The organism is Anaeromassilibacillus sp. Marseille-P3371 (assembly GCF_900169665.1).
Taxonomy (GTDB): domain Bacteria; phylum Bacillota; class Clostridia; order Oscillospirales; family Acutalibacteraceae; genus Anaeromassilibacillus.
Map to the genome: position 1 here is coordinate 3,044,381 of NZ_LT835157.1, position 22,440 is coordinate 3,066,820.

General features: G+C 55.4%; 25 protein-coding genes. All 25 read right to left on the bottom strand.

Translation table 11 applies throughout. From position 1 onward, the window contains the following. Positions 1–25: 25 nt before the first annotated feature. Positions 26–529 carry an adenine-specific DNA methylase gene (locus B9Y59_RS12790; protein WP_242967313.1) on the bottom strand — a complete coding sequence of 168 codons (504 nt, stop codon included), beginning with the start codon at positions 527–529 and terminating at the stop codon, positions 26–28. 14 nt (positions 530–543) lie between these two features. Further along, entirely contained in the window at positions 544–2,892 is a 2,349-nt protein-coding gene (locus B9Y59_RS12795) for a VirB4-like conjugal transfer ATPase, CD1110 family (RefSeq protein ID WP_085533902.1), read from the bottom strand. 32 nt (positions 2,893–2,924) lie between these two features. Further along, the gene (locus B9Y59_RS12800; RefSeq protein WP_085533904.1) at positions 2,925–3,644 is read right to left on the bottom strand and encodes a hypothetical protein; all 720 of its coding nucleotides are present in this window, start codon (positions 3,642–3,644) and stop codon (positions 2,925–2,927) included. Further along, on the bottom strand, positions 3,635–4,051 hold the full coding sequence (locus B9Y59_RS12805) for a PrgI family protein (protein ID WP_085533905.1): 417 nt from the start codon (positions 4,049–4,051) through the stop codon (positions 3,635–3,637). The genes B9Y59_RS12800 and B9Y59_RS12805 overlap by 10 nt, the downstream gene beginning before the upstream one ends. Before the next feature lie 22 nt (positions 4,052–4,073). Beyond that, positions 4,074–4,892, bottom strand: coding sequence for a VirB6/TrbL-like conjugal transfer protein, CD1112 family (locus B9Y59_RS12810; protein ID WP_085533906.1), 819 nt, complete (start codon positions 4,890–4,892; stop codon positions 4,074–4,076). A gap of 85 nt (positions 4,893–4,977) precedes the next feature. After that, positions 4,978–5,358, bottom strand: a complete 381-nt coding sequence (locus B9Y59_RS12815) for a glutamyl-tRNA amidotransferase (RefSeq protein WP_085533908.1) — start codon at positions 5,356–5,358, stop codon at positions 4,978–4,980. A gap of 22 nt (positions 5,359–5,380) precedes the next feature. Next, complete coding sequence (locus B9Y59_RS12820) at positions 5,381–7,045, bottom strand: VirD4-like conjugal transfer protein, CD1115 family (RefSeq protein ID WP_242967386.1); 1,665 nt, start codon at positions 7,043–7,045, stop codon at positions 5,381–5,383. Positions 7,046–7,137: 92 nt separating this feature from the next. Next, entirely contained in the window at positions 7,138–7,938 is an 801-nt protein-coding gene (locus B9Y59_RS12825; RefSeq protein WP_242967314.1) for a phosphoadenosine phosphosulfate reductase domain-containing protein, read from the bottom strand. 81 nt (positions 7,939–8,019) lie between these two features. Then, positions 8,020–8,322: a hypothetical protein gene (locus tag B9Y59_RS12830; RefSeq protein WP_085533914.1), complete on the bottom strand. Its 303-nt coding sequence runs from the start codon at positions 8,320–8,322 to the stop codon at positions 8,020–8,022. Positions 8,323–8,428: 106 nt separating this feature from the next. Then, a complete protein-coding gene (locus B9Y59_RS12835; RefSeq protein WP_242967315.1) occupies positions 8,429–9,292 on the bottom strand; it encodes an ArdC family protein in 864 nt (287 codons plus the stop codon). Between the two features lie 93 nt (positions 9,293–9,385). After that, complete coding sequence (locus B9Y59_RS12840; protein WP_085533918.1) at positions 9,386–10,138, bottom strand: PcfB family protein; 753 nt, start codon at positions 10,136–10,138, stop codon at positions 9,386–9,388. 75 nt (positions 10,139–10,213) lie between these two features. Then, on the bottom strand, positions 10,214–10,483 hold the full coding sequence (locus tag B9Y59_RS12845; protein ID WP_085533921.1) for a DUF4314 domain-containing protein: 270 nt from the start codon (positions 10,481–10,483) through the stop codon (positions 10,214–10,216). A gap of 4 nt (positions 10,484–10,487) precedes the next feature. After that, the gene (locus B9Y59_RS12850; RefSeq protein WP_085533923.1) at positions 10,488–11,825 is read right to left on the bottom strand and encodes a relaxase/mobilization nuclease domain-containing protein; all 1,338 of its coding nucleotides are present in this window, start codon (positions 11,823–11,825) and stop codon (positions 10,488–10,490) included. 3 nt (positions 11,826–11,828) lie between these two features. Further along, positions 11,829–12,137, bottom strand: coding sequence for a plasmid mobilization protein (locus B9Y59_RS12855; protein WP_085533925.1), 309 nt, complete (start codon positions 12,135–12,137; stop codon positions 11,829–11,831). Positions 12,138–12,150: 13 nt separating this feature from the next. Further along, the gene (locus B9Y59_RS12860) at positions 12,151–12,960 is read right to left on the bottom strand and encodes a DUF6329 domain-containing protein (protein ID WP_242967316.1); all 810 of its coding nucleotides are present in this window, start codon (positions 12,958–12,960) and stop codon (positions 12,151–12,153) included. A gap of 130 nt (positions 12,961–13,090) precedes the next feature. Further along, complete coding sequence (locus B9Y59_RS12865; protein WP_085534643.1) at positions 13,091–13,429, bottom strand: DUF7768 domain-containing protein; 339 nt, start codon at positions 13,427–13,429, stop codon at positions 13,091–13,093. A 116-nt stretch (positions 13,430–13,545) separates the two neighbouring features. Beyond that, entirely contained in the window at positions 13,546–14,364 is an 819-nt protein-coding gene (locus tag B9Y59_RS12870) for a DNA-methyltransferase (protein WP_085533927.1), read from the bottom strand. Between the two features lie 15 nt (positions 14,365–14,379). Next, positions 14,380–15,015, bottom strand: coding sequence for a hypothetical protein (locus tag B9Y59_RS12875; RefSeq protein ID WP_085533930.1), 636 nt, complete (start codon positions 15,013–15,015; stop codon positions 14,380–14,382). Further along, positions 15,012–15,629, bottom strand: coding sequence for a hypothetical protein (locus tag B9Y59_RS12880; RefSeq protein WP_242967317.1), 618 nt, complete (start codon positions 15,627–15,629; stop codon positions 15,012–15,014). Before B9Y59_RS12880 ends, B9Y59_RS12875 begins: the two co-directional genes overlap by 4 nt. A 144-nt stretch (positions 15,630–15,773) precedes the next feature. After that, entirely contained in the window at positions 15,774–16,742 is a 969-nt protein-coding gene (locus tag B9Y59_RS12885) for a DUF3991 domain-containing protein (protein ID WP_085533934.1), read from the bottom strand. 20 nt (positions 16,743–16,762) lie between these two features. After that, complete coding sequence (gene metK, locus B9Y59_RS12890; RefSeq protein ID WP_085533936.1) at positions 16,763–17,926, bottom strand: methionine adenosyltransferase; 1,164 nt, start codon at positions 17,924–17,926, stop codon at positions 16,763–16,765. Between the two features lie 14 nt (positions 17,927–17,940). Further along, complete coding sequence (locus B9Y59_RS12895) at positions 17,941–18,372, bottom strand: DUF3846 domain-containing protein (RefSeq protein WP_085533938.1); 432 nt, start codon at positions 18,370–18,372, stop codon at positions 17,941–17,943. A 4-nt stretch (positions 18,373–18,376) separates the two neighbouring features. Further along, positions 18,377–18,622, bottom strand: coding sequence for a hypothetical protein (locus B9Y59_RS12900; RefSeq protein WP_085533940.1), 246 nt, complete (start codon positions 18,620–18,622; stop codon positions 18,377–18,379). Between the two features lie 174 nt (positions 18,623–18,796). Then, the gene (locus tag B9Y59_RS12905; protein WP_085533942.1) at positions 18,797–19,540 is read right to left on the bottom strand and encodes a class B sortase; all 744 of its coding nucleotides are present in this window, start codon (positions 19,538–19,540) and stop codon (positions 18,797–18,799) included. Beyond that, the coding region (locus tag B9Y59_RS12910) for a SpaA isopeptide-forming pilin-related protein (protein WP_085533944.1) at positions 19,537–22,440 on the bottom strand (2,904 nt) is incomplete at its 5' end. The genes B9Y59_RS12905 and B9Y59_RS12910, both read right to left, overlap by 4 nt.

A 22,440-nucleotide genomic window follows, 5' to 3' on the forward strand; every position in this document is an offset into this window, starting at 1 on the left:
CTGCTGTATTGTTTTCGGCGTGTATTCAGTTTTCCATCCTCCGTTCCACCACGACAATCGTGTCATTGTGATTGCCGCCATGGGCAACCAACCGGATATGCAGGGGTTCAAAGCCATACTTTTTCCCGATTCCGCCGCTGTTCCAGCCGCAGGAAAGAACAAGGCCGTTCGGCTTTACAATCCGACGGATCTGTTCTTTATGTTTTCTCCAGTAGCTGTTCTGCGTTGTCTGCATATTAACGGTACGGCCCATTTTCCGGTAGCATTCGCTTACCTGCCTTGCGGAGTACGGCGGATCATATAAAACCATGTCCACGCTGGCGTCCTGAAACATGGCGAGAAAATCCGTCGCGTCCAAGTGGTAATCGGTGTCGCAGCCGGTGTCCAGATCGTTGGTGACGGAAGCGATCTTTGACCTGTTGGCAAAGGGATCAATCACCAACCCACGGGGCATGTACTGCATCAGCAGTTCCCGTATGGGCTTGATCTCAAAAGTGTATCTGCTCGGCATCGCCCAAAAGCGATCCATTACCATCCCTATGGTTACACCCCTCTCAGGGCCTCGTCCGGCTTGGTGGTCATCAGCTGGTACAGGCGTGTGCTGCGGGGGAAGCTGTTTTCAAAGGGCACAATATTCCCGGCACACCGGATCAGGCCACAGCCAGCCGCCACATTGGTGATGTAGCCAAGCTGGTTTTCGGAGATGTGCAGAAGGTTCGCCAGTTCATCCCGGTCTGTGGCGGATTGGTTCAAGAGGATTAAAAATTCGCTGTTTGCCAGCATGAGGCGGGCGGTGTCGGAACGGAGGAGCTCCTCCACGTTCTGCGTTAACCCTGTCACCAGCCCGTTGTATTTCCTGATCCGCTTCCACAGCTTGTAGAAAAAGTCGGCGCTGTACTCATAGCGGAACAGCAGGTAAAACTCGTCGGCAAATACCCATGTGGTTTTGCCTTTCTTCCAGTTCTGAATGACACGGTTGAAGATGGCGTCCAAGGTCACCAGCATACCGATTGGCATAAGCTGTTCGCCCAACTCCCGGATGTCATAGGCGATGATCCGGGCCTTGGTGTCCACATTGGTGCGCTGGGCAAAGGTGTTGAGGCTGCCGGTGATGAACAGTTCGGAGGAAAGGGCCAGCCCTCTGGCTTCCGGCTCCGGCTGTTTTAACAGGGAGTGGTACAGGTCTTTCAGGGTGGGAGCCTCGCCCTCGTAGTTGTTGGCGACGTATTCCCGGTACACATCGTAGGTGCAGCGGTCAAGGATGGATTTCTCCTTGGCGCTCACGTTGCCCGCGCCCACCAGCTGTTCGAACAGGGAAAGGATGAATTCAGATTTCTCAATCAACGGGTTGCGCTCGTCCCCATAGGCTTTGTCCATGTCCATGGCGTTTAGATGGGTATCCGAGGAAGCGGATACCCGGATGACCTCGCCGCCGAGGGCTTCCACCAGAAAGCCGAACTCGGATTCGGGATCTAAAATCAGGATATCGTCGTTGGTGGACAGGGCGATGCTGACAATTTCTTCCTTGGCGGAGAAGGATTTGCCGGAACCGGAAACGCCGAGGCGGAAGCTGTTGCCGTTGAGCAGCTTCCTTCGGTCTGCCACAATCATGTTTTTACTGACAGCGTTTTGCCCATAGTAGATGCCGCCGTTCTGGAGGATTTCCTGCGCACGGAATGGGATCAGCACAGCGGTGGATTCGGTGGTGAGGGTTCTCAACGCCTGAATTTTCCGCAGTCCGTAGGGCAAAGCTGTGTCCAGCCCATCCTTCTGCTGCCAGCGCAGGACACTCATCTGGCACAGGTGCTTTCTCGCCGTGGTGAGCAGGGTTTCGGTATCGCTGTCCAACTGTTCTTTGGTATCGGCTAAATGCACCAAGGTCACAAGGCCGAACATCATCCTTTGATCCCTGTTGGTGAGGTCATCCAGCATTTCCTTGGTTTCTTTCCTCTGCTGCTCCATGTCGTAGGGCAGGACAGCCGAGAAGTTGTTGGCGGCGTTCTGCTTTCTCTGCCAGTTCGCGGCATTGGTTTCCACCCCCAAGAGCTTGTTCTGGATTTCCCGCACCGCTTCGTCGGTGGGAACCGTTAAAATATCAATGGAAAGCATGAGGCTGCGGTCCATGTCGCAGAGCTCGGCAATCATGGAATCCTTGATGTAGCTGGCGTAATCCTGCAGGTAGAGCACCCGGCCCCAGCGTTCGTTCAGGCGGAAATGGTCTTTCTGGAATTCCATGCTGTCGGGGCAGAGCCAATCCTTGAAGCTGTGCCCCTTTTTCATGTGTTCCTTCAGGTCGAAGGCAAAGGCGGCGGGTTCGTTCCCCTTGAAGAAATCCCGGAAGATTTGCAGGCGGGCGGCTGCATCCAGTTCCCGGCCTATGGAGGAAAGCTGGGAAAGGTGGGTAATGAGGTCGGTACCCACACGGGCAAAATAGGTGCGGGCCTCGTCGATGGTTTTCTTCGCCACCGTGATGGTGATGTACCGGTCCTGCACCACGCTGTTATTGGTGCCGGTTACCTTGGAGAGCAGCATTTCGTTGTACTCTTTCCGGTAATGGTCCAGCCCGTCCTCTTTCATGGGCAGCAGCAGGGATTTCTCAAATTCCTCTTTGTTGATTTTCCGGTTGTTGATGGTGATCTTTGCGGAAGCCCCGGAATCCAGCGCGTTCAGCAGTTCCGAATAATCTAAAAACATCGCCGTCTTATCTTCTTTGCTGGCGATGCTGTAATTGATGTCGGTAAAGGAGAAGGTTTTGGAGAACCGGCTCCCCACCTGAAAGATCCCATCCGGCCAGACGCGCTGGATGGGGATGGCGTCCTGTACCGACTTTGGTATGGTAAATTTCTCTTTCTCTAATTTCGTTGCTTTGGTAAGCGTTTTGATGATAGGCATCCATCCTTTCAGTTTCAGAGATTTTCAGGTCGTTATCGTTCCTGCCCTTTGTACCGTGAACTGCGGTTGTTCCGCATAGGCAGGTCAGCGGGTAAAAGCCGGTATTTGTTGACCGCCGCCCATTCCGGCAGTTCCCGGATAGAGCGGATAGTCCCTTCGTGGAATTCATCGAACAGCACCAGCCGGTTCTGGTCAAGATAGCGAACGGTGCAGAAACCGGCAAACCCATCCGGAGAAGCTATTTTAAGTTTCCCGCCATCCGGTATGCGGAACCGTTCATACCCCTGCAGGTCGAGGATGGGAATTCCATTTCGGGCTTCCCGCATATATCGATCCAAAGCCAAAAAGGAAAAGGCGTTCAGCCGCAAGCGGCAGTCTGTCGAATGGAAGGAACAAACAAGCATATATGAGTAGCAACCGGTATTGATGCGGAATCCGTACAGCCTGTCGGAACTGGAACTGTCCAGTAAGGCGCTGTCCGGGTGGGCCGCACAGTATGACCGCAGTTCATTTGGGCTTTTCAAAACGCCTTGGCGCAGGGTATCCATCATGTCGTTAAAATCATCGGTAAATTCCGGGGTGTTCAGCTTCTTGGTCCGATCCCGCCATGAGCTTTCAAATTCTGGAATACCAGCATTGAGATTCGCTGTCAGGTACCCGATACATCCGGTTTTGGCGTTGAGTTCCCGGTTGCTGTGCCAATTCATGCAGGTTTGTTCTTCCGGGAGGATGGGGTGGATGTTCAGTTCCATTTTTGAGCCCCCTGTTCTTTCCCAGCCGGTGGCTGGGGCTTGCGGGTTTTCCGTTTGCGGGGAGGTTTTTCCCCCTGAGCGATGGCGTCCTTCATGGCTTCATAGTAAAGGCTGTCGGATTTGAACACCAGCTTTTTGGGGTACAGGAATTCCGACTTGAACCACGCCCAAGCCAGCTTTTCCGCTGTCATGCCGTGGTATTTGAAAAATCCGCAGGCAGCGAAGGGCGCGGCTCCGAGGATGCACATCCAGCCCACTTCCTCGCTGCCCACCAGCGGACGCAGGCCGAAATAGATGCCGACCGCCACGCCTACGGCCAGCAGGGAACAGATAAACTGCCGGGTGGAGAGCCCGAAAAAGATGGACTCCTGATAGTCCCGGATTTCCTTTGGTACTTTTACTTCGATATCGCTTCACTCCTTTTTGGGCCTACAGCCCCAATAATTCCTTGACGATCCTGTCGCTCATCCGCACGGCTCCAACTAAAACAAGCAGGTTGAAAATCAGTTCGCCCACGTAGCTCCACACGGCGGTAACGGCTGAAACGTTGGGATCAACCGCAGGCGGGCTGGCGGCCATAACCGAGAAGATAATGCAGGCCAGCGCGATGATGGCCCCTTCAAGGCACACCCCGGCATAGGAGCGCAGGAAGTTCTTTCCCACGCTGCTGGTGGGTTCCCCGGCAAAGCTGGACATGGGGATGGGCGCGATAGCCGTGTACATGTAGAGTTTAAACAGGCGGCTATACACTGTCAGGATCATGATGAAGGACAGCACTGTGATGAAAAGGCCGCCCAGCAGGGTTACCGCCCACAGGGGGATGCTGTCCCAAAAGCCCACGTTGTTGATCTTGTCGATGATTTCCTGCGGAAGCGTGGTGCCGCTGCTTCCCGACAGGCCGGATTGGGTGATGATGGTGGAAACCATCCCCTGAATGATTTTGAAAACAGCCAGCATGAGGTCGAGGCCGTATCCCACAGCCGCCTTTGCCAGCACAAAACGGATGAACATTTTAAACGCCGCTTCCGGGCGCTTCAGGTCGGCAAGGCTCGAACAGGTTTTGACAACGCCGACTGCGAAAAACAAAACCAGCAGGCCGTACCCAATGGCTTTCAGGGCCCCGTTGATGTCCAGCATGACCTGCCAGATCCCGCCGCCTTTAAAGGTTGCGGGATCTTGGGTAAGCAGCGTCCAGATTTCCGCCAGCTTGTCGTTCCATGTTTCCAGCGCCGAATTCAAGTTATCGATAATCCAGTTTCCGGCTGGTCACCTCCTATCTGAAAAATGTGGGAGCGCCCTGCAGTGGGCGCTCCCCTGACTGGAATACAGAAAATCAGGCGGTGATGAGGTCGAGGATTTCCTTGGCAAAGGTAATCACGAGGCCGCCCGCCAGCGTCAGAAATCCTTGGGATCGCTGGGAAGGATCGTGGGACTGGAAGGAGAGGCCCACCTGCACCACGCCCCAGCCCAAAAGGATGAGGCCGATGGCGCGGATCAGGGAAAAAATGAAGTCGGACAGGTTGTTCACCACGCCCAGCGGATCGCTGGCGGCGAAGGCCGGGATGGAAAGGCAGCAGAAGCACAGCACCGTGGCTGCGTAGACGGAAAAGCCGAGCCGCCCCTTTCTGCCGAGGGGCAAAGCGTTTGCGGGCTTTTTGTTCTTCTTGGGATTTTTCTTCAAAACAAAGCGATTCAGGGTTTTCTTCAGAAGCATTCCTCCAGTTCAAAGTGTATTGTTATGGTTTTAGAAAATCCTCCGGCTCCAGCAGTTCAAAATCGTCGTACTGCTCCGGAGAATAATCGAGATCGTCTGCGGCGTCCTTTGCCTGCGTGTAATCATAGGGCGCGGCGCCGCCATCTTCGGTCAGCCGGATATTGGGGTGGCGCATCAGGTCGTACTTATCGTCCATCATGGGGCGTTCCCCACGGACAAACAAAATCGCCTTGCGGTTGTCCAGCATTCGGACTTCGTCAGGAGTAAGCAGTTCCCGGCCCGTCTGCTGGTCGTTCACGCTGAAGCTGCCGCTTCGCCCCCGGCTCCGGCCATAGGTGTTCGTATCCAGTGTTTCCTTGCCCATGAGCTCGGAAACGTATTTGTGGGTTTCCTTTTCGTTGCCGCCTAAATACAGGAACTCATCGCACAGGCCCACCAGCGATTCCCACTGCTCCTTGAACAGCGCCTTGATCTGCGCCATATTCTGCGCGATATAGCTGCAGAAGATGTTGCGGCTTCGCATGGTGGAGAGCCATGGCAGGAAGTTATCCGTGGGCAGGGCGATATTGGGGGCCTCGTCAATCAGCAGATGGACCGGCACCGGCAGCCTGCCCTTGTATTTCCGGTCCGCCACAAAGTACAGGGTTTGGATCAGCTGCCCGTAAATCATGCCTACCAGATAGTTGAGGGATTTATCGCTGTCTGGAATGCAGCAGAACAGGGCCACCTTTTTCTCGCCCATTTCCTCCAGATGGAGATCGTCGGTATAGGTCAGCCTTGCGATCTGCGGCAGGTTGAAAGCGGACAGCCGCACCCCTACGCTGATCAGGATGCTCTTGAGTGTTTTTCCGGCCCCCATCTTAAAGACATGGTATTGCTTCACGGCGATGCTCTCCGGGTTCCGCATTTCCAAACGGGCAAACAGGATATCCAAGGGGGACTCGTATTCTTCATCTTCCTCCCGCACTTCCGCTGCCGCCAGCATTTCCATGACCATGGCGAAGTTCTGTTCTTCCGGCGGCGCTTCGTGCATGAGGTACAAAACCAGCGCCTGCAGAAGCGCGGTTTCGGATTTCTGCCAGAAGGGATCGGCGCTCTGCGCTCCGGGCGGGGTGGTGGATTGGATGAGGGTTTCAATCAGGCGCAGCACGTCCTTATCGTCCCGCACATAGGCAAGAGGGTTGTAACAGAAGGAAGCGTCTGGATTTAACAGGTCAAACACCCGCACCTCGTAGCCGTTCTCTTTTAAGGCCCCGCCTGTTTTCCGCAGGATTTCGGATTTTGGATCGCAGATGACCAGCGAACAGTTCCCGCAGTTCAAAGCGTTGGGAATGGCATAGGAACGGCTTTTTCCAGCGCCGGAGCCGCCGATGACCAGCACGTTGGTATTGCGCTTGTGCTTGTGGCCGTCCATCCCCATCTGGAAATGCTGGGTTAAGATGAGGTTTTGTTTGGGATTCTTCTTATCCCGGTATTTCTTGGCGATCTGGAACACATCGCCCCACTTGGCGGAGCCATGCTCCACGCCCCTGCGGGTATTCTTCCGGCTGGAAACGATCACAAGGACAGCGATTCCATACGCAAGAGTGAAAAACAGCAGGCACCGGGCGGAATATCCCGTCCAATGAACAGAAAAGGGATGGTTCATGGCGGCTGAGAGCTTCCCCAGCAGATCCACGAGGTTCATCCCTTCGCTCCAGCTTCCGGCTGTCAAAAGGGCCAGCCACCAGACGATGGGCAGAGGCAGAAGCCACACCCACCATGGATTTTTTCTTGCCGTTATTCCGTCGAAGAGACACCCGCCCTTTCTTTCTCCTGAAGGTGTTCCTTCAGCAGCCGGTAAAACTCCCGGCTTCGGATGGACTGCCCCTTCTCTTGGCGCTGCTGTTCAAAATCGAAGCGCCATTCCAACTGCTGTGCTGAGTAGTCGGCCCGGAATTGCCGCCAAGTATGGGAATCCATATACAGGAGTTTTTGCCATAGGTCGGGAAAATGAGCGCGCAGCTTCCGCAGTTCACCAAGGGGCTGCAATGGGCAGCACCAGCAGGATACCCGGCTGAAAATATCGTAAAGGCCGCCCCAATCAAAACCGCGCTCCCTGCAGTATTTCAGGCAGTCGGCTTCGGTCATCCCCCAACCGACGAGAGGGTATTGAAATTCCCGGATGCGATGGGCTTCATCGGCGGCGATGCCGACATAATGAACGACGGTGTATTCCCGCCGCAGTTCCCGCATGTAGGCGTCCATAACCCGGTGCTTCAGCCGCCCGGTACACCACCTTGCCTGTGGGCCGGGCCAACTGAGGCCCCTGCAGCCATTCAGCGCCGGATTTTTCCTCTTTGGCGAATACTCATAGAAAAAGGTTTCAAAGCTGTGCGGCGGCTTCAGCCGGATGATTGCTTTGCCGGTGTATTGCTCCAGCTTCTCCAGATGCTCATACATCTGCGGAAACTCCAGCCCGGTGTCGCTGAACAGGATATCGTCCACCGGCATTTTTTCTTCCAGCAGCCGCAGTAATAGGGCGGTGGAATCCTTGCCGCCTGATAAAGAAACAACGTATTTTGTGGTTTTCTCGATCATCCTTCCTTTCCGTGAAAACAAAAAAATCCCCCGGAGCCCACGGGAAAACATTCCCGCAGGTTCCGGGGGTATCAGATATATTTATCGGGCAGGCGCACACCTGTATTTTGCCTGCATCAGTTTGATGAGGAGGCGGTCAATCCCGCCGCAGCTTCGTTCCGCCGCCAGATAGTCGTTCCGCATCCCGTTTAGGGACAGCGCGGCGTACTGGTATTCCTCATCGCTCAGGTACAGCCTGCGCTTTGGCGCGGCGAGGGCTTTGTCAATAAGGGCCTGCAGCCTGCCGGACAGTTCCGGCCCAACCGATTCCTGCGCGCTGCGAAGCGCCTTGACCAGTATGTTTTGGTCCCCGCCGGTCATTTTTACCAGCCGCTGCTTTGTCATGGAGATCCCTTCCTTTCTCTTTTTTCACAACCACCATACCACAACGGCTGGCGGAAAGCTACCGGACAAAAGAAAACAAACGGAAAACTCTCGGCGGTACGCTTTCTCATCGTTCCGGCTCTTTCTCCGCCTTGGCTTTGGAAGCCTTGGCGGGCTTGGGCGCTGCGACGGAGAAATCATCCGGCTGGATGGCCTGCTCCAAATCCCGGAAACTGCGCTGGATATCCCGGTTGATGGAATAGGCCGCCCGTTTGACGTCGCCTATAAAGCCGCGCTTTTCTTCCGGCGTCAGCTGGGCGCAGCTGTGACACACCTTATCAAACTGAAACACCGAGGTGTCAAGCCCGAATTTCTGCGCCGCTACATAGGCCGCGCAGTAGGCTTGGGCCGCATACGCCTGACGGTAATAGCCGCTGCCCACCGCATCGAAGCTGGCATGGGCCTGCTCACGGGCGATGGCGCAGATGGTGGCGGTTTCGTCCATCCCGTTGCGGACAAAAATGGTATGCTGTTTCGGCACATACTGCGCCTGCACCCCTTGGGGAAGCTGGTCGGAAATGGCAAGCGGAACAGGGCTGTTTTCTACCATGGCGGCGATGATTTCCTCCGGCAGATGCTTCTGCGGGGGCAGAGGCTGGGGGCCTCTGGTTTGGGAAATGTCGTAGGCTTTGGCAATGGTATAGCCGTTCCCTATGGTACCGTCCTCTTTGGTGTATTCCTGTTCGGCAAAGAAGGTGTATCCTTTCTCGCCGGAACGGATGGAGCGTCCGGCTTCCTTCCATTTATCGAAGGTGCGGGGGTGGGTGATTTCGTGGTTCTGTTCGTAAAGGATGAGAAGGTTTCGAGTGCTTTGAGGCGTACATCCCGCCATGAAATTGAGAAAGCCTTTCATGGATTCGCCATCCCTGAACACTAACTCGGCCTGCGCGTTGACTCTCGACCAGGCTTCCTCACGCTCGGCCTGCTTCATGGCGGCGTATTCTTCCTTGGTGTACTGCTGTTCCGGCTGCTGGGGCTGCGGCTCCTGCTTCTTTCCGATTAAACTGGATAAGTCGATAGGGCATTACCTTCCTTTCTGTTTTTTCTTTTTCTTCTGTTTGGCATGGCCGGGGGTGGGATGCTGGCGCTCCTGCTGTTTGGATTTGGACGCCTTTTTCTCTGCCTGCTCCTGCCGGATTTCCTGCAGCTGCTGTTTTACCGAGGGCTTATGCTCCGGCTCTTTAGGGTTTATTGAGTTGGGCGAAGAGCTTTTGCTGGGCGAGGAAGGCGCGGACGGATTCCTTTCCGCCGGTTCCCCGGCTTCCTTCTCCCGGCCAGAAGTAAAATTTTCGGCGGCGTCCTGCTGGGGCGGGGCGATATTGAAATCGTCCTCAAAGCCGCCCACTTCAAATTCCACTTCGCCCTGTTCGGTTTTGACGGTTTTCGTCTTGCCGGGGGCCGGGGCTGCGGGAGCCTGTTTTTCCTTCTCCTGTACGTTTGCGATGGTGGCTTCGCCAGCCTGCGCCTTAACCGCGTCGAGGCCGAGGTTGTCGAAAATGCGCTGGACCTTGGAGGCGTCGTCCGCGAACACCACCACTTCAATGCGGTCCGCCTTTTGCTTGTTCCGAATGGGAACATACAAAAGACCGTGGGTTTTGGCTTCTGTGGCGAATTCCTTCATGTTTTCCGTGGGGACGTTAAAGAATTTGAACGGGCGCTGTTCCCTGAGCATCCGCACAAGCCTTGTCTTGCCGTGGGTTTTCTTCTGGTCCTTCAGTACGGCATAGACAAACAGCGCAAAGTTTTTTGCCGCCGCGCCCGACAGCTTGAGGGCCATTTCCGTGCCCTCAAGGGTAAACCGGACGATCTGGTCGGCTGGATCGCTTCCGTAGTTCAGTTACTTCGCTTCCTTTCATCGCTCCAAGTCACGGGAGCGTTTGTGCTTGTTTTTTTCCGGCGCGGCTTCCTTAGAGAAGGAATCCTCGCCGGGAATCAGGGACAGGGCGGAACCGTTGTCCCACTCAATTCCAATCGTACCCATATCGTCCACATAGGCAACGGTACCCTTGGTACCGGGCGGCGGGGCATGCGGATCGTCCATGGAGTGCAGGGTGATGCGGGTTCCGGCAGGGTACTGCCGACGCAGGAATTCAACCTGTTCCCTTGTAGGCCGTTGGTTCAAATGATCATCTCCTTTGTTTTTCTTGATTTCGAGCTTCCTTTTGCTGTTCTTCTTTTTCCCGTTGTTCCCGCCGCCGTTGTTCTTCCATCTGTGCCGCCTGCAGGCGCTGTTCCATCTCAATGGAATGAGTTTCGATATTCCGGCACAGCTTGGCGGTATGCCGCAGCTTTTTGAGCTGCTCTGTGAGGACGCCGATCTGCGGAGAGCCCGGTTCATAGCGATAGAGCTTCTGGCGCTGCTTTATGAGGACAGCGATTTCATCTTCCGCTTTCTGCCGGAGGGCGGCAAGCTGGCCCCGGTCCTCTATGTGGTTTTTGAAGATGAATTCCGCTTGCTCGATCCGCTGATCCAGCCTGCGGATATCCTCCCGCACAGCATAGCTTGGGTAACGGGGCTTCTTGGGCAGCGCCCCCATCTTGTACAGGTAAGAAAAGTAGAGCGCCCGCAGGCCGGAAAGCCTGCGGGGCTGTGTTTCCCCAAGAAGGAGAAGGAAGCGGTTGGCTGGCGGCTGTTCTTTCCCAGCCCGGCGGGGAGGCTTGGGGTAAAGGATGCGGCGCTGGAGGGCCTCCGGGGTGTACTGCTTGCCCAAGGTCTTAAACCGCACGGTGCGCCCGTTGCCCGGCAGGATCAGCGTGGGGTATTTCCTATCAAACCGGAAGGCATAGCCCTTCTGCTCTAAAGCGCGCAGGAACTGCTTCCATGTGAGGGAAGCGGCAGTCGCCGCATTGAGGTCCTGCTGGATGGGCGTTTTCCATGTGGGCGCTCCGTTTTGCTCGGCCAGCCACTGGGCATAGGGGCGGGCCACCCGTTCTGATTTCTCCGTATGGATAATGGAGAGGCCATGCTTTCTGCACAGTTCGTCGGAAATCTGCCGCACCTCGGTGACATAGGTTCTTTCATTGCTGCGGTATTTCCTGCCGTTTTTCATGGACACGGAGTTCCAGACAATGTGGTTGTGAATGCATTTGGTATTGAGATGGGTGCTGACCACCGCCTGAAAGTTCCCGCCGAGCAGCCGGTCCGCAAATTCCAGCCCGATCTGATGGGCCAGTTCCGGGGAAACCTCCCCGGCGGCGAAGCTTTGCACCAGATGGAATCCCTGCACCCCTTCTTCCTTGTGCCACATTTCCTTGATGCGGCACATATCCTCGAAGGCTGTTTCACAGGTGCAGCCGAGGGCGGACTGGAACAGATCCTGCTCGGTTTTGTCTTTGTTGAGCGCCTTATCGATTTCCCCCTCCAGCGATTCCTCATTTTCCCTGCGGGAACATTTCTTCTCGTCGAGGGTATAGTCGATGGCGTTATCGAGGCGGTGGACGGGGATAATGCTGGTATATGCGATAGGCTACCAATTCTCCTTTACTTCTTCCCAAACCTGACGGGCAAGTTTCGTCATTTCCTCGATATCCTGCCGGCGGGCTTCGCCGTAGGTATTGGCGACCTTGGCAAGCTGGTTGGCGTTGTTGCAGAGTCCAGCTACCTTGTGGAGCAAATCGGCGTGATGCTCACAGGGTTTCGCCCGCAGTTCGGCCCCCATGATGAGGGTGCGGAGGAATTCCTCACGGGGCAGGCCGCTTGTTTTCACCTGCGCTTCCAGATGGGCCAGTTCCTTTTTGTTCAGGTGAAGAGGGATGATGTGGTTTCGTTTTCTCATGGTGAGGCTCCTTTTAACGCTCCGGCTCTTTCCTTTTGCGGATTTTTTTCTGCTCCGGCGCTCTGGCAGGGTATTCGTAATGGACGGGGACGTCCCGCAGGCGCAGCCTGTCGCAATCCGGTGTGAATGCCGCATACCGGGCGTAGGAATACCCTTCCGCATCCACAAGAATGCCATCCCTGCTGTTTTCACCCTTGACCAGTACGCAGTGCCAGCAAAGGCTGCCCGGATCAAACCACATTTTATCGCTGTAATAGAACAGGAAAATCTGGTCATCCTTGAGGCCGGTTTCCTGAAACTGCCGGAACTGCTCGTCGGAAAGAACAACTACCTGTTCCACCTGAAAACAGGTTTGCCGCTCCGGCACAGGCCGCAGTGGGTTCTGCCCATTGAGGTCGTTGATATGGCTGGGCCGGTGATAGAATACAGCGTGCTCCTGATAGGCTTTCGGTTCTTCCAAGGCGATACGTTCTACCGGCACCCCCTGCAGATCAACGCTGCGGTAATCCCTGCCATAGCCAAGGTACAGGGTATCGTGCCTTTGGGCAATCAGCATATTTTCCGTTTCGCCCTCACCCAGCACCATGAGGCAGCGGAACAGGCCGCCCGGATCAGCGCTCATGAGTTCCCGATTATCCTTGAGGAAGGGGTATTCCGGGGAAACGTCCTCCGAGAGCTTTTCAAAATCCTCTTTGCTCAGGATGATGACCTTCGCCACCTCAAAAACGCCGGGGACGTAGCTTACCTCGTTCCGGCGCAGGCTGTCCAGCGTTTTGGCATTTGCCGCGAACGCGGCGTATTGCTTTTCTCTCAGTATCTTCACCTCTCATTTCTTGAACAAAATCAGCCGGTGCGGTTCAGCGGGGGTTTGGGGCGCTCCCCAAGATGCGTTTGGATATCCAAACGCTATGCTTGCAAAACCAGTCACCAGCTGGGAAAATACCACGTCGGAATCAGAGGCTGCCGTTCTCATCCGCTTCCTTGATCTTGGCAAGGCCGTCGAGCGTAGTGCAGATGAGATTGCGCTTTTCAGCGGCTCCAATTTCAGCGGACATACTGTGGCTGATTTCATTCCCGCACACTACCAGCATACGGCATCGGCCCAGCTTCTGATGGGCGATGCTGTGGAAATCCCTCTTTTCGTCGGCGTTATCCGGCTGGAGGTACTGCGCTTCACTCAGTTTTGGGCAGATGGGGACGTATCCCAGCTCATAAACCTTGCGGCAGTAGCGTTTTAATAGGCGGGGCGCGGCGTCGGAAGCCGCGCAAATGTAGGCAAATGCTTTTTCCATAATGAGTTTCCTTTCCTTATATATATCTGATAAAATGGCGGCAGGCTGGTTGTCCATGTGGACGTCCAGCCCGCCGTTTGGTTTCCTGTTGGTCATCCATGTGGACAACCACAGGGTTATTCGGCGTTTTCTTCCGCTTCGGTATGGGCTTCCAAGGCAAAGCGCACCCGGTCAGAACCCAGTTTGTAGTAGGCGTCGGTAACCTCAATGCCCACAGCTTCATATCCTTCCAGCTTGGCGGCAAGGACGGTGGTTCCCGTCCCGCAGAAGGGATCGAGGATGCGCCCGCCCGGTACGCAGATTTTCACAAGGTCACGCATAAGCGGCAGGGGCTTCTCGGTGACATGGGTGCGGTTCTGCGGATTGGCATAGCGGAATACCCCTGGAAGGCATCCCACAGGGCGGTTCACCGGCATGGGGCCGTTGCTGCCCCACACCACATATTCGCTTTGCTGGCGGAACCGGCCTTTCTGCGGGCGGCTGGTCATCTTGTCCCATACCACGCAGCCCCGCCAGATCCATCCGGCCCACTGTAAAGCGTCGGTGATGGAGGGGTACTGCCGCCAGTCGATGAACAGGCAGACGGGCGCTCCCGGCCTGCAGGCTTTCCGTGCGTCAGAAAGCCATTCCGCCATCCATCTCGTCCAGCTTCTCTGGTCCCTGTTATCCCCGTCAAAATCCGGCAGGGCGTTTTTCGGGTTCATGCTGCTGTACTTCTGGTTGGTGGTGCGGTTTTTCTCCGAGGGCTTCCAGCCGCCCGAAGCGTAGGGCGGATCGGTGATGAGGGCGTCGAACACCTGCGGCTTGAAGGCGCGGATGATCTGCAGGGTGTCCCCGTGCAGGATGGTCCAGCCATCCCCGCCGCTGTGTTCCAACGGCAAAATGGATTCGTCTACGACTTGTGCGAGTTCTTTTGTTTTGTTCAGAGGCATCATCCTTTCGTTGTTTGGTTATCGTTCTTCTCCGCGATGGTGCTTTTTCATGGCACTCCGCTGCTTGGGTTGGAAATCGGGCGGCGGAGTGAGAAGGGATGATTCACGCTTGAATTTGCGCTCAATAGCAATATAGTCCGGCCCGATGTGAATCACATCGCTGGTAGGGTTGTCAATCATAACACCGGGGAGGATAACTGCATGTTCACGGACTTCAATTTCCCCGCCAAGTTCACCATAAACAGAAGCTTTCTCCATAACAGTGGGGATACCGCCGGTTACAGCGTTCGCAAAAAGTTTGGCGTTCCCCGAAATATGGACGTCGCCATGGACATAACCGGCAGCAATGATGGCGTAGTCCTCTACAATGGCATTTCCACCAATTCTGCTGGGGCCGGAGATGGAGGCGCAGCCACGGGCACAGGAATAATCCCACAGGATGGCGTCCCCATGCACATGGGCTTCTTCTGCCGCGACAGCATTGTCCGCAATCCAGCTTTGTCCCTCCTGGCTCAGGTTTTCCTCTGACTGCACAAATCCGCCGAGATCGCCGGGGCGGACGCCTTTTCGAACATTCCCCAACGCCCGGATGCGGTGCAGCCATGGATATTGCGGATGGGCAATTTTGGTGATTTCGTATTTTTTCTCACTCATCTGGCTTCACCTCGTTCCTTTTTCTTTCTAAATTTTACAGGCGCTTTTTCCGACAGTTCGGTTTGCACATATTCGCTGATGATATTCAGGGCCTTGTAATAATCCCCGGATTGGTAGACGCGGCTGCTCATCTCTTTGGCTTGATCCGCCTGCCCGTTTCTTCTGAGAAGCTGGGAAGCCCTGCCAAGAATAGCGAAGATATTTCCATCCTGTCCCACCAGCTTCATTTTCGGACGTTTGGAAATCGGCTGTTCTTTGGAGGCTTCTGTGTCCTGCACCTGTTCCACTGTAAAATCAAAGGGTTCTTCTGCAAAGTGAACATACAGCACACCGTCGCCGGTCTGGATTTCCCGCTGCTCGAAGCCCTCGCCCCAGCCATCGGAAAACTGGCCTTTCAGGTAATCTTGTAAATCTTCCATTTCTTCCTCGGCAAGCGGTTCTTTCAGCACCACTGTCGTGCAACCCATGAGCTCGCCGCCCCGGATTTCCACCGAGGGGATGGCGCTCAATACCTTTTTCTTAATTCCGGGATTGCGCTGGTTATAGAAATAAGACATAAGATTTCCGGCATATTGTTCTACGGCTTGGCGGATGCTGTCCTCGTAGTAGGACATATCCGTGCCGCTGAACAATGTGGAATAATCGGTTACGCCATTGTTCCAGCCGTATTCATCTACATCATTTCTGTAAAAATCCCCTGTCAGCGGGGAATAGAGTTTCAGCGTGATTTCTTTCTCGTCGATGTTCCAATCTCCTTTCTAACGAAAGCAGGCCGCCCTCTGGCGGGCGGCCTGCTTCTCGTATCGTTCTTTTGTCAGGTCGGCGTAATCGCGGCCCTCTTTTTCCGGCAGGTTCTTCACTATGCGGTATTTGCCCTGATAGGCTTTTTCCAAGTGTTCAGCCGCCCATCGTCCGGCGAAGTCGTTATTTGTGCAGATTTCGATTTCTTCAATTTCCGGGTGCCGCTTGAGGAAAGATTCCAGCGCAAGCGGCTTTTTGAAGGAAAAAGAACATGGCCGTTCTCCTTCTTTCGGGGCGCTGATCCCGCCAAGGGACAGCCGCCACTTATCCGCAGTTCCTTCCAGCGTCAGATGGGCGAGGGTTTCGATGGCTGCTTCATAAACCGCCAGCCGGTTGGTTGTTCCCTTGGGCGGAAGGCAGAAGCAGTATTGTTTTTCGCTGCCGGATACCTCCGCCTTGAAAGGCTTTCCTTTGGTATAGGTGCCACGCAGGAAAGCGTACCGGGCAGCGCCGGTTTCGTCCTTTCCGACGAACACGGCGTTGTGGTAGTCCGCGCTCTCATAGAGAATCCCCGCCCGGACGCAGGCTTCGATGACCTTGCGGCTGATCCCGCGCTTCAGGAGGTAAGCGAACACCCTGCGGTTGTTTGCCGCTGCCGGAGGCAGGGCGAATTCTTTTTCCTGCTCCGGCTGGGAAGGGTGCGGGATATAGTTGGGGTTTTCTTCACAGAGGGCCAGCACCGCGTCCACAAACTTTACCCCTTCCACCGTAACGAGATAATCGAGGGCGGATTTGCCGCCTATATCCCGGCTTTTCCAATGCCAGAAGCTGGTTTCTTCATTGATCTTGAAGCTGTCGTGTTCCCGGAGTTCAAACTCCCCCCGGCTGTCGGTTTTGACCAGTTCTCCGGGCCGGTACCGCCGCAAAAACTCAATGGCGGTCATCCGTCTGGCGGCGATGATTTGTTCTTCCGTTACTCCGGGCATAGGGCTGCTCCTTTCTTCCTTTAAATGACAGCCGCCCGCAGGATTTTCGCCTGATCGGTGCGTTCCCACGGAAATTCCAGCTTGCCGAAATGCCCATAAGCGGCTGTCTGTGTGTATCTTGGCGTTAAAAGGTCAAGCTGGGCGATGATCTCCGCAGGCGTTAAGCCGAACACAAAGCGCACCGCTTCCGCCAGACAATCGTCGGCGCAGACTGTGCCGGTGCCGAAGGTATCCACCTCCACCATGACCGGCTCGGCTTTGCCGATGGCATAGGCCAGCGTGACCTGGCATTTTTCGCACAGCCCTGCCGCCACAAGGTTTTTGGCGATGTACCGGGCCATGTATGCCCCGGAACGGTCCACCTTGGTGGGATCTTTCCCGGAGAAAGCGCCCCCGCCGTGGGGAGCGAACACGCCGTAGCTGTCCACCATGAGCTTTCGCCCGGTGAGGCCGGTATCGGCTTCCGGGCCGCCCAGCACAAACCGCCCGGAAGGGTTCAAAAGGATTTTCGTATCCTCGTCTGGCGGCAAAGCCTGCAGCGCCGGGGCCAGCACCTTGTCGGTGAGTTCCCAGCAGAGTTCGTCCGTGGGCTTATTCGGGCTGTGCTGGGCCGAAAGGACGACAGCGTCCAGCCGAAGGGGTTTTCCATCCTCGCCGTATTCCACAGTGACCTGTGCTTTTCCGTCCGGGCGCAGGCCCCGTATCATCCCGGTTTTCCGGGCGGCGGCGAGGGCGCTGGTGAGGCGGTGGGCCAAAACCACCGGCAGAGGCATTCTCTGCGGGGTTTCCGAACAGGCGTAGCCCACCATCACGCCCTGATCTCCGGCCCCCAGCTGCAGGGAGTGGCGATTTTCACTGGGATTTCTTCTGCGCTCTAACGAACAGTCCACCCCTGCGGCGATATCCGGGCTTTGCTTATGGACGAGGCACTGGATGGCGTATCGTGCCGGATCATACCCTGCCTTTTGAAGAACAGAACGGGCGATGGCAGGGATTTGCGGCTCAAACAGGCTGGTGATCTCCCCGGCAACGATGATCTGCCCTCTGGTGGCCAGCACCTCGCAGGCCACACGGGAAAGGGCGTCGTGAGAAAGGCATTCGTCCAATACACTGTCGGCTATGAGGTCGCACAGCTTATCCGGATGCCCTTCCGTAACAGATTCGGCGGTATAGAATTGGTTCATGGCATTCTCCTTCTTTATCGTTCCTGCCCTCTGGATTTTTTGGGGGCTTTCTGTTCAGGCTTTGTTGGGGTATCTGTGGGATCGTATGGTTCCCAAACCATGATTTTCAGGATGGGATTGGCGTAGCATTGTTCAGGCTGATGATATCTCTTTTCAAACTTTTCCGCCTGTTCATCTGTCAGTCCGGTGTATTTCCCATCCTGCTTTTGGCAAAGTACAAGGGGGCCAAACACAGGGAACGGTTCTTCTACGTTATCAATCAGCCGGTTGGGGGCCAGCTTCAGCTGCTGGTGCATAGTGCCCATCACGATAGATACATCCTTATCTTTGGGAAACGGAGCAAGATCAAAAGTCCCCCCGCCAATCACCTTGGCGATGGCTTTTTCCACATCTTCCGTTTCCAAAGTTTTGGCGTACTGGTTTGGAGCTGCAACAACTATTTTCATTCTCTCACCTCACTTGCAGGGAAAAGGGCTTGAGGCTTTTCCCGATTTCTTCGTAATTGTTAAAGCGCACCTCGCAGCCCAACAGGTAGGACACGGCTTCTTCCCATTCTTTTAAAGGATATTTTTCCTTATCCGGCAGGCGGTACAAATCGCCAAGCGCCGCCCACTTGAGTTCCGGCAGCAGGCGCAGGTTGGAGATAAAGGTGCGGTGCTGTTCGGCTAAAAGGTCTAACAATCCGGTTTTCTTCAATCAATCCCTCCAGTATGAACAAAATATATGGGCGAGGTGCCTTACGGCCCCCGCCCGGCTTCATGCTTCCGTTATTTCTTCCTGCGGTTACGGATATGCAGGAATATGAGGCCGCCCAAAATGACAGCGCATAAGACAATCAGAATAATGGCTTTTGGTTCCATAGGTCGATTCTCACCTCACTTCTGCGGCGACAACTACCGTGCGGGCGCTCTCCCACTCATAGGAACAGGTGACAAGCGTCAGCAGGCGGCGGTCCGCGCCGGGTATGGTTTCGGGTTTGTAAAGCGACTGCGCGAAGAGTTCTTCCTGAAAAGACAGGAAATCCGCATCGTCCGCAAATTCGGTGCGGTTAAAGGGGAGCTTTTGGATATCGGTTTTCAGCACAGCCGCAATGCGGTATTCCCGCAGCCCGTCGCTGGTCTGCAGGAGGATTTTGGAATGCTCCTTTCGGAAGGCTTCGTCCGCCATCTTTTGTAGAACAGCGAACATGGTCCCGTCGCTCATGTTGTGCCCGTAGACTACAAGGTTTTTGCTTTCCGGGGAACAGTCCCACTGAAAGAAAATACTCCCAGCAGTGCGATGCTCGCCCTTGTAGGTGCGCCGCAAATAGTATTCAGGTTCATCGGCGCTGCTCTGCAGAACAGGGTAATCCACACAGGTGCCGGGGATGGAAATCCAGCCCTTGATATCCGGGTATTCGGCTTGCAGGGCGGAGAGGTTTACAAGGGAGGCGGCCTGTTCTTTCCCAGCCGGTAGCTCCCCGGAGGGTTCTCCGGGGAGGGGCTGCGCGTATTCTTCTTTCAAATCCTGCGCTTCTCTATTGGTCAGCCCCGGTTGGAGCACCAAGAACCAGAGAAGCCCCAAAAGGCTCAGGGACAAAAGGCCGATGCAAAACCCTTTGAAAAAGGTTTTCATTCTTCTGCGCCCTGATCCTCATCGCCTGTGTCCTTTTTCTTTTTGCCTGCCAAGCGCAGGACAAGAAGCCCGCCAGCAGACAAAACCGCCAGCACGGAAAGGCCAATCAAAACAGCGGGCATCCACGGGTGGTCGCCGGTCTGCGGTACAGTGGGCACTTCCGGCACCAGTTTGTTATGCATCTTGACGGTTGTGGTTTCTCCCGCCTTGATTTCTATGGTCTGGTCATCCGGCAGGATGTACTTTTTGGCGTCCTCGCCAGCTACTTCGGATACGGTGTATTCGCCCACACGAAGCTCGACGTTGATTTCGCCGTTCTCATCGGTCTGGAATTCCTGTTCGTAGGCGTTGCCCATGAAGTCTGTTCCGCTGATTTTGAAGGTGCGCCCTTCAATCTTATCATCGTCGGCTGTCTTTACCACCTTCAGGGAGCCGGTCTGCGCTTTGTTGAGGAAGCCCACGCCAGCTTCGGTTTCAATCCGAACGACAGCCTCGTTCTCGGTAATGGAGAAGGGGTAATAATTTTCGTCGCGCTGGAAAAATTCCGGGCTTTCCTTTTCATGCAGGAAGTAATTTCCATAAACAAGGTCCTTCATCTGATAGAGGCCCGGTTCGCTTTCGGCCATTTCGCCCACCAGCTGGTCGATCTCCGCGTCGAATTCCCCGTTGCTGTCCACATCGGCGTAAATCTCAAAGACAGCCCCGGACAGCTTGTTTTCCGGGAAGTCGGCGTCGATCTTGGTGGTTTCGGCGGTACCCTTGATGATCTGGTTTTCGATACGGATTTCGATGGTCTGCCCGTCCTCGGTAATCTCCACCGGGAAGGTTTCTTCCGTCAAAACGAAAGCTGCCGGAGGCGCGATTTCCCGAACCAGCCAATTTCCAACCGGTACCTTGTCAAATTCAAAGTACCCGATCTCATTGCTCTCGGTAACCATGAGTGCAGTTTCCTCGGTGAACTCGGTTTCGTCGAAACGGAACAGGCCGATTTTCGCGCCTGCCAGTTCAAAGCCATCCTGATCCACCTTCCAGCCGGATATTTTGCCGCGCTTTAAGGTGTTTTCAATGGCTTCTCCATCGTTGGCCTGAATCTGCACCTTGGCCACATCCTGCCCGGCGTATTCAAACGCCACCGGGTATTTCTCATCGCTCAAAATGTAGTGATCGTCTGTACCGATTTCCTTTACATACAGGGAAGCCCCGCATGGTACGTCGGTTTTAAAGATGGCGTTGCCGTTTTCGTCAATGCCGGTGGTTTCCAGCAGCCCGTCTGCCGGGATGGAGGTTCCATCGGCGGCAGTCAATTCCTCCGCGGCGAACAGCCCGAAGGTAATGTTTTTCCATTCCTCGTTCATGCCGATGGAAAAGGTTTCGTCCTGCTCTAACAGCTTCTGGAGAGAAATTTCCACCTTCTGGCGCTCGTTGTAGAAGCCGACATCGGCGGAGGTGATCTCCACTTCCTGCCCGGCGTAGGACAAGGTGATTTCCTTGGGTTCTGGATCAATTACCATGCCATCCGGCGCGGTGCGCTCCAAAATCTGGTAGCGGCCCAGATACAAGGGTTCCGATGTGGCGGTCCCATCGCTCCCTGTGGTGAGGGTAGCTGCCAGTTCACCAGCTTTCAGGTGGACGGTGCCATCCGGGGTGACGATATCTTCCAGCGCGGTGATATCGTAAACAGCGCCCGGCTGGCCCTGCACCTCGTATTGAGGCTGGTACAACCCGCCTGCTTCCGCCACATGGCTGAATGTTTCGCCCTCTTTGGAAACGGTGATGGTTCCTTTCTGCACGGCATTGTATTTCTCAACCGTGACAACGTCCTGTGAACCGTCCACCACGAAGGGAACCGGCTCTTTGTCAAGAACATATCCCCATGGACTTTGCTGTTCATACAACTCGTAATTTCCAAACGGAAGCGGTTCCGGCAGCATGAGGGTGCCTGTGGAATCCGTCACGAAGGTGTCGATATCGACAGGGCTGGGGTAGTTGATGTGCTGCACCACCCACTCGCCGGTATCGGCATTGCGGATTTTGACAGCGGTTCCCGCCAGAGGAATAATTTTCCCACTTTCCAGATCCTTTTTCTCAAACCGGATGAGGGAGGTAAAGGTGGGGTTATTGAGGATGAAATAATAGGTTTTACCATGCTCGGAAATGAACACGGAGAAGTCGGGGGCAAATTTCTGCCCCTCGGCCCCCTTGGTCTGATGCACCACATACAGGCCATACGGAAGGTCCTTCGACTGGGCAAATCCATAGGAATCGGTGGTCAGCAGGTCACGTTCGCTTTCTTTGGCGTTTTCATAGCTTCCGGCGCTGGCAAGGTACACCTGAAACTCCGCCCCTTCCTCCGGCTGCTCGATCTGCACCTCATCGCTGGAGGCTGCGGCGGACAAAGGAAGAACAGAGGCTTTGGAGGCAAGGCTGGCAACCGCAGGGACAAGCTGCGGCACAGACGATGCGCTTGGGGCAGGCTCCGGCTCGCTTTCCGGCGCGGGGCTGCTTTCAGAGGACGGTTCCTCGGCAGGCTCTGCCGGGGTTTCGGATTCCAAGCTTTCTTCCGGCTGGCTGGAGGAAACATCCGCATCTTCCGGCACAGGGGTGGATTCAGGGATTTCCGAAGAACTGGAGTCGGGCGCTTCCTCGATGGAATTACTTTCTGCCGGTTCTTCCACCGGGACATCTTCAGCCGGGGCGCTCTCTGCGGGATTGCTTTCCTCAGCAAGCGCTTCCGACTGCGGGGCCGGTTCTTCCTGATCTGGTACGGCGGGCTGGTCGGTATGCTTGGTGATGGCGATGCTGCCGAGGATGACGTCCTCTGTGGCAGTCATGGGGATGCTGTTGTTCTCCAGTGTGAAATTGCCCGGCTCCGCGCCTACCGGATAGACGGTTTCGTCCAG